This window comes from Shinella sp. WSC3-e (assembly GCF_945994535.1).
Taxonomy (GTDB): Bacteria; Pseudomonadota; Alphaproteobacteria; order Rhizobiales; family Rhizobiaceae; genus Shinella; species Shinella yambaruensis.
Window position 1 is genome coordinate 1,214,655 of sequence record NZ_OZ000530.1, and the last position, 11,469, is coordinate 1,226,123.

Below are 11,469 nucleotides of genomic sequence, written 5' to 3' on the forward strand. Positions count from 1 at the left end.
GAGCGACTTAACGTGAGTATCCCTATGAACTTGTCATCTGCCATTGCACCAGAGGACGTGATCCTTGATCTATCCATCTCGACGAAAGCGGTCCTGATCAAGAAGCTGGCCGCCCATGCAGCCGCTCGCACAGGGCTAACCGAGGAAGCGATACACACTGCTCTGCTTGGCCGGGAGCGGCTTGGGTCGACCGGCATCGGACATGGCGTCGCCATGCCTCATGCGCCAGTCCCGGGGCTCGAGACATCCTTTGCGGCGCTGATGGTGCTGAAGAGGCCGATCGATTTCGAGGCGGTGGACGACCTTCCGGTCGATGTTGTTTTTCTGCTTCTGTCGGCCCCCGAAGGCAGCAACGAGTATCTGAAGATTCTCGCGGCGGTTGCCCGTAGGATGCGCGATGAGCAAGTCATGAAAATGCTGCGCGGCGCCAAGTCGGAGCATGCCGCTTATTCTATTCTAGTTGAGCAACCGGGATGACGGGCCTCGTACGAGCGGCTGCAGAAGTCGTGGAGGCTAGAGGCATTGTTGGGGTGGGATTGGCAGGGCTGACCATTCCAGCGTCACACCAATTCTGTAGTTGCCAGAATGTATTGATCTTGAGGCAATTATCACTTCCTCCGCCGATTGATTGAGGCGAGCGGATGGATGAGGAGAATTTGCACTGTGAGGACCCAACCCCTCCTCCTGGGCCCACGAAGATCCCTTTTGATCTGAGTTCGCTCCAGTATGTCGTAGCCGCGGCTGAGCATCGCAGTTTTCGACGTGCTGCAGATGCCCTCGGTCAGTATCCGGCGACCGTGAGCCGAGGCGTACAACGCGTTGAGGATGTGGTGGGAGTTTCATTTTTCGAGCGCTGTCCGTCGGGTATTCGCCTAACAAATGCGGGGGAGCAATTTGTCGCCACCGTCCGCCCAGCCATCGACTTGATCATGCAGGCGACACGAACTGCGGGAGCGGCCGGCCGCGGCGAAAACGGTAGTTTGAGCATTGGGGTTCTCACATCGCTTGCGGGCGGGTTTCTGAGAGAGCTGATCGAAAGGTATGCGCTTCTACACCCAAAGGTGGCCATAGAGATCAGGGATGGAGGACGGATAGAGCACATCGCCGCCCTGCGGTCCCGTCAACTGGATATCGCTTTCTTCACAGGCAATGGTGTGATCGCGGGTTTTGAGACGGCTGAACTCTGGCAGGAACGGGTTCATGTAGCGCTATCGGCCGACCATCATTTGGCTGAACGCGAAGCGATTGAATGGCCATGGCTTCGTGATCAGAAATTTCTGGTGACGAAATGTGCGCCTGGGCTCGAAGTCCACGATTACATAGTTCGCCGTCTAGCGGATTACAGTACGTATCCCGCTATCAAGATCATGCCATGCAACCAGGAGACATTGATGAACATGGTGGCGATCGGCCGAGGCATAACCGTTGTGTCGGCCGGCTGGCGCTCTGTCTCCGTCCCTCGGCTCATGCTCCGACCTCTGGTCGAGGACGAAGACATAGTACCGTTCAGCGCGGTTTGGGCGCCCGACCGGGATAACCCCTCACTTCGGCGTTTTCTTTCGCTGGCCTCGAGTCTGGCTGCCAAAGGCGCTGGAGGGCGTCTGCATCGGTTCATCTGATCGTGCCGGACGGCAGGATTTCGCTCATTCGCGATTTCGGCGCGCCTTGGCGAACCCTCGGTCGGTTGCCATGAACCGTTCGAGCATCGGAACGATGAGCTTTTTGGGGTCGATGACGGGCTGGCCGGATTCGCGGCCAAGCGCCTCCGCATATGCACTGAGGTCACGGTGCAGAGCGCCGGGCAGATCCAGCGTTATCTTCACCGGCTTATCCTCGGCGATTGGGCCGAGCTTCAGTTTGCTCATTGCGCTTCTCCATAGGGCTCGAGGACGAGATCGCGCGTGACGATCACCCGGACAGGATACCCCGGCCGGATTGTAAGCGTCGGCGCGACCTGCAACTGACGGCGGATGATCTGCTGACCTGCATCGTTGATCGTATCCTGTGCGCCATCACGAATTGCGCGGATCAGGCGGTCTTCGTCATCAACAGCGAGTTCGGTGCCGACGGCCAGAAGCGTCGAGAGGCCGGCAGCCTTCGCCAGATCCCACCAGTGGTAGTCGACGCCATCTTCCAGTCCGGCGTAGCCTTGCGTATCGGCGCCGGGCTGGCGTTCCAGTACGATCGACCGGCCGTTGGGCATGATGAGACGGTTCCAGACCAGCAGCACGCGACGTTGCCCGAATCCGACATCATTGCTGTATTCGCCGATAATGCGGGTGCCCTGGGGCACCAGCAGGATGTGGCCGGTCGGGCTGTCATAGATGTGCTCGGTGACTTGAGCGGTGATCTGGCCGGGCAGGTCCGAGCGGATGCCGGTGATGAGGGCAGCAGATATGACTGCACCGGCCTGAAGCACATAGGGTGAGGCTGGCGCCATGACGCTATCCGGTGCAACGGTGCGACGATCGACGCCGGCATTGAGAAAGGCGTTCTGCCGGTCCTGGGCAGTCGACGCGCCCGTCTGCCCAGGCAGCCCGAGGCCAGCGAGATTTGGGCTGGCGACGCCAGGAGGCGTTGTGGAACCCGCTGCCGTTCCGGGACCGGTCTGGAAGAAGACGCGGCTCGTTCGTGCTGCTTCTTCCTCGGCCAGACGGCGCTGCTCCTCGGGATCGACCTGGGGCGTGGCCATCACCGGTGGCATGACGGGTTGACCGCGGTTCTGGGCGTCGAGGATCGGCCGCCCGAGATCGCCGGGCAGCGGCGGACCCAGGAGAGGACCGGTGTAATCGCGCGGGAGCCCGGCGAGACCGTCAGCGGTCGCGCGGTTATCCGTCGAATAGAGCTCTTCGTTTCCCGGCCCGCCGTCCCGGGTCTGGAGCGCATAGATGAGGGCGCCGCCAATCCCGATACTTGCGATAAGGCCCACGCTGGCCAGCACCTTGCGTGACAAGCGCGTTACGCGCGGCGGTTCGGCGCGCAGCCGCATCGTGGACGAGGAATCGACAGTGGGACCGGTGAGCGAGGTGTCTTCTTCTCGGTTATCTTCCTGGCTGCTCATGACGAGGGTCTCCCATCAGTACGGAAAATCCTGACGGTCTGCTGGCGATCGCCGCCGCCGAGGCGCAGCTCGGCCGCGCCGAAGAGACGATCGACGATCAGGATGTTCTGGTAGATGCGGCTATTGACGATCTGCGGCTCGCCGTCCGATCCGATGACGAAGAGCGGCGGCATCTCGCCTTGGGCGATGCCGCGCGGAAACTCGACATAGACGCGGCGTCCATCGTCGTAGATGGAGACCGGCCGCCAGGGCGGTGTGTCACCGGCCAGGCCGTAGCGGTAGTTGCGCGCGGACGCGATCGGGATGACCGGCGTGGCCGGAACGGTCTGCCGCTGGCCTACCGGTGGTGCAGGATAGGCCCAGGCCACGGCGGGCATATAGGGTTTTTCGCCCGAGCGCAGCTCGATCATGTAGACGCGGCGGTCCGTGGTCACGACGAGGTTCGTCGTGATGTCGGCGCGCGACGGCTTGACGAGGATATGGACGCGGCGGCTTACGCCGCTACCGCTTTCAGTGTCCCCGATGATCCAGCGGGCGGTGTCGCCGGCGGCGATCGGGCCGGCGCCGGTGAGGTTCTCGCCTGGCTCTAGTGCGATATTGGTGATCTGACCGGGCGCGGCATAGACTTGGTAGAGGGCGCCTTCGCTCCACGGATAGATCTGGATCGAATTGTAATAGCCTTCGCGGCGCGGCTGCACGCGGGCTGCGGTGTTGGCGTTCTCGACGCGTCCTTCCGGCGTGCTGGCCGTGGCGCCGCCTCGTGCCGGCGTCCAGGCCGGGGGCACATGCAAGGGCCTCGGGCGCTGATCGGTGGCGACCGCTGGCACGGCCGGCAGCGGCGGCACATCCGCATCATAGCTGATCTGGGGTGGCCGATTGGTCGCGCAGCCGGCCAGCGCAGTCGCGGAAAGCAGGACAAGCGCCAAAGCGGGTTTACGGAAAGCCTCAAAGGCGGGTTTGCTTATCGTCGGGCGGCTCATTGGCTCATCTCCCGCGACCAGTTGATGGCGTTGACATAGATCCCGAGCGGATTGGCGCGCAGCCTCTCGGCGTCGCGCGGCGTCTGGATCACGATGGTCAGGATCGCGGTCCAGCGCTCTGTCTTGGAGAGCTGGCCATTTTCGTAGTGGCGTTCGGTCCAGGCGACGCGGAACGAGTCCGGCGATGCGCGGATGACGCTCGACACTTCGACGGCGATCTGCTGGCGGCCGACGCGGGTAAAGGGATCGTTGGCGCGGGCATAGTCGTTGAGCGCCGCCGCACCGCGATCCGTGGTCCATTCATAGGCCCGTAGCCAGTTTTGCCGCACGATGATCGGATCGGCCGGGATGGCGCGGGTCTGTTCGATGAAGCGAGCCAGATGGAAGGCGATCTGCGGATCGTTGGGACGATAGTCCGCCGAAGCCGGCGCTACGGTCTGCGCCTGGCCGAGATTGTCGACCTGTACCACCCAGGGCACGACGGTTCCGCGCGCCGACTGCCAGACCAGAGCTGCGGCGAAGCCGGCCGAAAGGACCAGGCTGCCGAAGGCCATAAAGCGCCAGTTCTTTGCCTGGACGCGGGCGGAGCCGATACGCTCGTCCCAGACCTGTGCGGCCTTTTGATAGGGCGTTTCGGGTTCCGGCGTCTTGCCGTAATGGGTAGCGGGACGTTTGAAGAGGCTCATGAGCGGTCACTTTCGGAAAGATTGACGGAAGAGCCGCCGCCGTGGCTGTCGCCAGACCGGACGGCGTGTGCGGCGGCCGAGACGCCATGGCTGAGGGCCTGGCTGCGTTTCATGCGCTTTGCCCAGTCAGGCGCACCGTCGCGCGGCGAACTGGCAGACGCCGCAGCGGCATCACCGCCGCCGATGGTTCCCATGGTCGAAGAGCCGCCGGTCACGCCGAAGCCGGCCTTCGCACCATCGGAGAAGCTGGATTTGACGCTTTCGGTGGCTTTCGATGCGGCACGCTTGAGCGGCGAGACGGCGGCTGAGCCTGCGGCGCGGGCGACGCCCCCGAGACCGGATGCCATGCCGGACGCCCCGGACTGTCCGAGCGAGCCAAGGCTGTAGGCCGACGAAGCGGCGCCTGCTGCGACTGCACCGCCACGAACAGCGGCTGCTCCACCGGAAAGAGCCGCTCCTCCTCCCTTCACGGCAAGGCCGGCTGCCCCGCCTGCGGCGAGGGCCGCTCCGCCTACGGCGAGGCCCGTGCCGACAGCAGCACCGGCGCCAAGCTGCGGACCACCCGACACGAGCCCGTTGGCAATTCCGGGGCCGAAGATGCCGAGGCCAAGAAGGGAAAGTGCTGCGAGCACGACGGCCATGGCGTCGTCGATCGATGGCGTCTGGCCGCCGAATCCTGCGGTGAATTGCGAGAACAAGGTCGAGCCGATGCCGATGACGACCGCGAGCACCAGCACCTTGATCCCGGACGAGACGACGTTGCCCAGGACGCGCTCTGCCATGAAGGCGGTCTTGCCGAACAGGCCGAACGGGATGAGCACGAAGCCGGCGAGCGTGGTCAGCTTGAATTCGATGAGCGTCACGAAGAGCTGGACAGCCAGAATGAAGAAAGCGAGCAGCACCAGCGCCCAGGCAAAGAGCAGGCAGGCGATCTGGATGAAATTCTCGAAGAAGGCGATCCAGCCCATCAGGTCGGAGATGGAATCGAGCAGCGGTCGCGCCGCGTCGAGGCCGGTCTGCGCCACCTTGCCGGGGCGCATCAGGTCTTGCGCGGTGAAGCTCGTGCCAGAGCCTTTAAGACCGAGGCCGGCGAAGCTGTCGAAGATGATATTCGCCAGATTGTTCCAGTTGCCGATGATGTAGGCGAAGACGCCGACGAACAGCGTCTTCTTCACGAGGCGCGCGATGATGTCGTCGTCGGCGCCCCAGGACCAGAACAGGGCAGCGAGCGTCACATCGATGACGATCAGGGTGGTCGCGATGAAGGCGACTTCGCCGCCGAGCAGACCGAAGCCTGAGTCGATGTAGCGGGTGAAAGTCCCGAGGAAGGTATCGATGACGCCTGTGCCGCCCATGATCTATCTCCCTTCGCTCGCAGTGGGAGGGGCCGGCTGCTGTGAGCGGCCGAGGAAGCGATCGCGGGTCTCTGCCCAGACGCGAAGGCATTCGGTATCGTCGATTGCCCTCTGTCCAAGCTGCTGGCACCGGCGTTGACCCTCGCGCAGCGGATCGCGCGAAGGCTCGATGAGGCGCACGGGCTCTGTTGAGGGAGCCTCCTCTTTCCGGGTCATCTCGATCGCCGTCGCGGTGATCGCGACGGCGACGAAGACGACGGCGCCCAGCCGGGCCAGCATCTTGCCGTCCATGCTCTCGCCCTCAGTTGCCGTTGTTGAACATCTGCGCGTTGCCCGGCTGATAACCAGAACCGGGTGTCAAGAATCGGCGGCGTTGCTCCCGCCCCTGTTCGGCCGCCGCAGCCCTCTCGGCCTCAGTCAGTGCGCCCGCGCGACCGTTGGCCGCGAGCAGTGCGACAAGGTCGGAGAGCTGTTGCGACTGGAGCGCGAGAAGCTGGTTACCGGCTTGCGTCGCCTGGAGTGCGCCCGTGGCGCCCTGACTCTGGCCGACTAGCGTCGACATTTCCGTGCGGTTTGTGTCGATGTTGCCGACCACGCCGGCTTGCACGCGCATCGCGTCCTGCAATCCGCCGACCGTGTTCTGCCAGCGCGATCGGGCATCAGTGACGAGTTGCTGGTCCGTCGTGGACAGCGAGACATTGCCGTATTGCTGCTGAAACATTTGATCGATGTTCTGGACGTCGAAGGCGATGTTCTGCGCTTGGGCGAGAAGCTGCTGCGTGCGCTGAACACTCTGTTGAAGCTGCTGGAGCGAGGAATGTGGCAGGCTCGCGAGATTGCGGGCCTGGTTGATGAGCATCTGCGCTTCGTTCTGGAGCTGGGTGATCTGGTTGTTGATCTGCTCAAGCGTGCGCGCGGCGGTGAGCACGTTTTCCGCATAGTTGGAGGGGTCGAAAACGATCCTGCCAAAGCCGAACTGAGCATGCGCCGGCGCGATGAACACAGGAGCAAGCGCCAGCGGGACCGCCAGCATGGTTGCCGCCAACAACGTGGTGCGCGAAGGGGAACGATGGATAGTCATGACTTAGCCTCCTTGGTGGCTTGGGGAATGAGATTGGAGAGATCGGGGATGAGATCGGCGGCCCAATCGACGCCGCGCAGGCGCAGCCAGGCGTCGAGAAAGCCGTCCGGGCCATGTTCCGCGAAGATGCGGGCGATGGCCGCCTGATCGGTTTTCGAGGACGCGGCCGTGAGGGCGAGTCCCACTTCGGACAGGCCCAGATCGAACAGGCGATTGCCGCGCCGCGACTGGCAGTAATAGTCACGCTTGGGCGTGGCACGGGCGAGGATCTCGATCTGGCGGTCGTTAAGGCCGAAGCGGCGATAGATCGCCGTGATCTGCGGCTCGATCGCGCGTTCGTTCGGCAACAACAGCCGCGTCGGGCAGCTCTCGATGATCGCTGGCGCGATCGCCGAGCCATCAATGTCGCTGAGCGACTGGGTGGCGAAGATGACGCTGGCGTTCTTCTTGCGCAGCGTCTTCAGCCATTCGCGTAGCTGTCCGGCGAAGCCCTCGTCGTCGAGCGCCAGCCAGCCCTCGTCGATGATGAGCAAGGTTGGCGAGCCGTCGAGCCGGTCGCCGATGCGATGGAAGAGATAAGCGAGCACCGCTGGCGCGGAGCCGGTGCCGACGAGGCCCTCGATCTCGAACGCCTGCACCGAGCCGTGACCGAGATGCTCCTGTTCGGCGTCGAGCAGCCGGCCATAGGGACCGCCGACGCAATAGGACCGCAGCGCCTGCTTCAGATCGTTCGATTGCAGGAGAACGCAAAGACCAGTGATGGTCCTTTCCCCGACCGGTGCGGAGGCGAGCGAGGTCAGCGCCGACCACAGATGCTCCTTCACCTCTGGCGTGATCTGGATGCCCTCGCGCATCAGAATGGCGACGAGCCAGTCGGCGGCCCAGGCGCGTTCGGGCACCTCATGGATGCGGGCGAGCGGCTGGAGCGAGACGGAGAACTCGGAGCCTTCTGTCAGGTCGCCGCCGAGATCGTGCCAGTCGCCGCCCATGGCCAGAGCGGCCGCCCGGATCGAGCCGCCGAAGTCGAAGGCGAAGACCTGGGAGTTTGCATAGCGGCGGAACTGCAAGGCCATGAGGGCGAGCAGAACAGATTTGCCCGCGCCGGTCGGGCCGACGACCAGCGTATGGCCGACATCGCCGACATGAAGGGAAAACCGGAACGGGGTGCTTCCCTCGGTCTTGCCGAACAGCAAGGGGGGCGACCCGAAGTGTTCATCCCGTTCCGGCCCCGCCCACACTGCGCTTAGGGGGATCATGTGGGCGAGATTGAGCGTCGAGATCGGCGGCTGCCGGACATTGGCGTAGACATGCCCTGGCAGCGAGCCGAGCCAGGCATCGACGGCATTGATGGTTTCGGCCATGGCGGTGAAGTCGCGGCCTTGGATCACCTTCTCGACCAGCCGCAGCTTCTCGTCGGCGATGTTCGGATCGCTATCCCAGACGGTGATGGTCGCCGTCACATAGGCCTGGCCGGCATAGTCGGCGCCGAGCTCCTGAAGCGCGAGATCGGCATCCGCCGCCTTGTTGGCGGCGTCGGTGTCGACGAGCGCGGACGCCTCGTTGGTCATCACCTCTTTCAGGATGGCGCCGATCGACTTGCGCTTGGCGAACCATTGCCGCCTGATCTTCGTCAGCAGCTTGGTCGCATCGGTCTTGTCGAGCAGGACTGCCCGCGTCGACCAGCGATAGGGGAATGCGAGACGGTTGAGCTCGTCGAGGATGCCGGGCGTGGTCGCGGTCGGAAAGCCGACGATGGTGAGGATGCGAAGATGCGAGTTGCCGAGACGTGGCTCCAGACCGCCGGTAAGCGGTTGATCGGCGAGCAGCGCGTCCAGATACATCGGCGTCTCTGGAACCCGCACACGATGCCGATTGGTCGAAACGCAGGAATGCAGATAGGTCAGCGTCTCGGCGTCATCGAGCCAGCCGCACTCGGGCATGAAGCCGTCGAGTAGAGCGAGCACCCTGTCGGTGCGGTCAATGAAGCCCCGGAGGATTTCGTGAGGATCGACGCCGGTCCGATCTCGCCCTTCGTAGAGCCAGGATTCCGTGCGCGCTGCGTCCTCGGCCGGCGGCAGATAGGTGAAGGTCAAGAAGTAGCTGGAGATGAAATGCGTGCCGGCTTCCTCGAAATCAGCCTTGCGCTCGGCGTCGATCAGCGCCGAGGCGGGATCGGGAAAGCGGCTTTCGGGATAGGTCGAGGCCTCATGGCGCTGCGCCTCGACGAAGATCGCCCAGCCGGAACCGAGACGGCGGAAGGCGTTGTTGAGGCGTCCAGCGATGGCAACGAGCTCGGCCGCGACGGCGCTGTCGAGGTCCGGGCCACGAAAGCGCGCCGTGCGCTGGAATGAACCGTCCTTGTTGAGGATAGCACCCTCACCGACGAGGGCGACCCAGGGCAGGTAGTCGGCGAGACGGGCGGCGGTACGGCGATATTCGGCAAGGTTCATCATGGTCGCAGCTCCCTCAGACCGAAAGGTGACCGGGAATGCGCAGATGCCTCCGGCCAACCTCGACGAACAGCGGATCGCGCTTGGCAGCCCAGACGGCGGCGAAGTGGCCGATGACCCAGATGGCGAGGCCCACCAGCCAGAGACGCAGGCCGAGACCGACGGCGCCTGCCAGCGTGCCGTTCATGATGGCGATCGAGCGTGGGGCGCCGCCGAGCAGGATATGCTCGGTCAGCGCCCGGTGGACTGGCACGGTGAAGCCCGGAACCTCGTCGAGTTGTTCGAAGCCGGTCGCCATCAGACGAGCGCCCCGCCGCCAAACGAGAAGAAGGACAGAAAGAAGCTCGACGCCGCGAAGGCGATCGACAGGCCGAAGACGATCTGGATGAGCCGGCGGAAGCCGCCGGACGAGTCGCCGAAGGCCAGCGTCAGGCCGGTGACGATAATGATGATGACGGCGATGATTTTGGCGACCGGTCCTTCGATCGATTGCAGGATCGATTGAAGCGGTGCTTCCCACGGCATGGACGAGCCGGATGCATGGGCGGCGGGCGCGAGGATGAGGCTGGTATAGGTGACGGCGACGGCCGTCGCGACGTGACGGCGAATGCGCCGAGCGCGGCGGATCATGAGGGCTCTCCTGTTGGGCTGGGGGCTTGGGTTGCGGGGGTGATGCGGTAATCGCCGTCGGGGCCGAGACCCTCGACGCGGGCAAGCTCCACCAGCCGGCGCTGCGATCCGCGCCCGGCGAGCACGGCGACGAGATTGATGGTCTCGGCGATAAGCGCGCGCGGGACGGTGACGACGGCTTCCTGGATGAGCTGTTCGAGGCGGCGCAGCGCGCCGATGCCGGTGCCCGCGTGAATCGTTCCGATGCCGCCAGGGTGACCGGTGCCCCATGCCTTGAGGAGATCAAGGGCCTCGGCCCCACGCACTTCGCCGATCGGAATGCGGTCGGGGCGCAGGCGCAGCGAAGAGCGGACCAGATCGGAGAGCGTGGCGACGCCGTCCTTCGTCCGCATGGCGACGAGGTTGGGCGCCGTGCATTGCAGTTCGCGCGTGTCCTCGATGATGACGACGCGATCCGTGGTCTTCGAGACCTCGGCGAGAAGCGCATTTGTTAGTGTGGTCTTGCCGGTCGAGGTGCCGCCGGCAACGAGAATGTTGGCGCGCGAGGACACCGCTGCTCGTAGGGCCTCGGCTTGGTTCGCTGACATAATGCCGGCAGCGACATAATCGTCGAGCGTGAACACCGCCACAGCAGGTTTGCGGATGGCGAAGGCAGGCGCAGCGACAACAGGCGGCAGCAGTCCCTCGAACCGTTCCCCCGTCTCGGGCAGTTCGGCTGAGACGCGTGGGCTGCCGGGGTGGACTTCGGCGCCGACATGGTGGGCGACCAAACGGACGATTCGTTCGCCATCGGCGGGCGCCAGTCGTTCACCCGTGTCGGAGAGACCTTCGGAGAGGCGGTCGATCCAGAGCCGGCCGTCGGGATTGAGCATCACCTCGACGATCGATGGGTCTTCCAGAAACCGTGCGATGGCCGGTCCAAGGGCTGTGCGCAGCATGCGCGCGCCGCGCGTGATCGCCTCCGATTTCTGGTGAGATGCCGCCATGTCGTCCCCTTGCGTTCAGGGACCGTTCGGCTGGCCCTGGATCGGGGACGATTAAAAGAGCCTGAAGTTGGGCTGATTCAACAAGTCTTTGTCGTAGTAGGGCTGTGGCGTGCAAATACAGGAAAACGGCGGCGGAGCCTGGTCATCACCACAATCTGATGGCCGGTGGTCGAAGGAAAAATCTCAAAGAACCGGATAATTGCTCCGGTTTTGCTCGCCATGCCGAGCGGCCTGAGTATG

The 11,469-nt window shown here is 64.1% G+C and carries 13 protein-coding genes; 2 read left to right on the plus strand and 11 right to left on the minus strand.

From position 1 onward, the window contains the following. The first annotated feature begins 24 nt into the window (after nt 1–24). A complete protein-coding gene (locus AABF56_RS06155; protein ID WP_272805278.1) occupies nt 25–477 on the plus strand; it encodes a PTS sugar transporter subunit IIA in 453 nt (150 codons plus the stop codon). 164 nt (nt 478–641) lie between these two features. Further along, complete coding sequence (locus AABF56_RS06160) at nt 642–1,619, plus strand: LysR family transcriptional regulator (RefSeq protein ID WP_272805279.1); 978 nt, start codon at nt 642–644, stop codon at nt 1,617–1,619. 24 nt (nt 1,620–1,643) lie between these two features. Here AABF56_RS06160 and AABF56_RS06165 read toward each other — a convergent pair whose 3' ends face one another. The 11 genes from AABF56_RS06165 to trbB form a co-directional block, all read right to left on the minus strand. Continuing rightward, nucleotides 1,644–1,865: a DUF2274 domain-containing protein gene (locus tag AABF56_RS06165; protein ID WP_272805280.1), complete on the minus strand. Its 222-nt coding sequence runs from the start codon at nt 1,863–1,865 to the stop codon at nt 1,644–1,646. Then, entirely contained in the window at nt 1,862–2,989 is a 1,128-nt protein-coding gene (locus AABF56_RS06170) for a TrbI/VirB10 family protein (RefSeq protein ID WP_443021152.1), read from the minus strand. The genes AABF56_RS06165 and AABF56_RS06170 overlap by 4 nt, the downstream gene beginning before the upstream one ends. 68 nt (nt 2,990–3,057) lie before the next feature. After that, complete coding sequence (gene trbG / locus AABF56_RS06175) at nt 3,058–4,041, minus strand: P-type conjugative transfer protein TrbG (protein WP_272805282.1); 984 nt, start codon at nt 4,039–4,041, stop codon at nt 3,058–3,060. After that, complete coding sequence (gene trbF, locus AABF56_RS06180) at nt 4,038–4,727, minus strand: conjugal transfer protein TrbF (protein WP_272805283.1); 690 nt, start codon at nt 4,725–4,727, stop codon at nt 4,038–4,040. Before trbF ends, trbG begins: the two co-directional genes overlap by 4 nt. Next, entirely contained in the window at nt 4,724–6,082 is a 1,359-nt protein-coding gene (trbL, locus tag AABF56_RS06185; protein WP_272805284.1) for a P-type conjugative transfer protein TrbL, read from the minus strand. Before trbL ends, trbF begins: the two co-directional genes overlap by 4 nt. Before the next feature lie 3 nt (nt 6,083–6,085). Next, nucleotides 6,086–6,373 (minus strand): putative entry exclusion protein TrbK-alt, encoded by a 288-nt coding sequence (gene trbK-alt / locus AABF56_RS06190; RefSeq protein WP_272805285.1) that lies wholly within the window; start codon nt 6,371–6,373, stop codon nt 6,086–6,088. Between the two features lie 10 nt (nt 6,374–6,383). Beyond that, nucleotides 6,384–7,163, minus strand: a complete 780-nt coding sequence (trbJ, locus tag AABF56_RS06195) for a P-type conjugative transfer protein TrbJ (protein WP_272805286.1) — start codon at nt 7,161–7,163, stop codon at nt 6,384–6,386. Then, nucleotides 7,160–9,616, minus strand: coding sequence for a conjugal transfer protein TrbE (gene trbE / locus AABF56_RS06200; RefSeq protein WP_272805287.1), 2,457 nt, complete (start codon nt 9,614–9,616; stop codon nt 7,160–7,162). The genes trbJ and trbE overlap by 4 nt, the downstream gene beginning before the upstream one ends. A gap of 13 nt (nt 9,617–9,629) precedes the next feature. Beyond that, nucleotides 9,630–9,911: a VirB3 family type IV secretion system protein gene (locus AABF56_RS06205; protein WP_272805288.1), complete on the minus strand. Its 282-nt coding sequence runs from the start codon at nt 9,909–9,911 to the stop codon at nt 9,630–9,632. Further along, a complete protein-coding gene (locus AABF56_RS06210) occupies nt 9,911–10,243 on the minus strand; it encodes a TrbC/VirB2 family protein (protein WP_272805289.1) in 333 nt (110 codons plus the stop codon). The genes AABF56_RS06205 and AABF56_RS06210 overlap by 1 nt, the downstream gene beginning before the upstream one ends. After that, nucleotides 10,240–11,229 (minus strand): P-type conjugative transfer ATPase TrbB, encoded by a 990-nt coding sequence (gene trbB, locus AABF56_RS06215; protein WP_272805290.1) that lies wholly within the window; start codon nt 11,227–11,229, stop codon nt 10,240–10,242. Before trbB ends, AABF56_RS06210 begins: the two co-directional genes overlap by 4 nt. Nucleotides 11,230–11,469 lie beyond the last annotated feature (240 nt).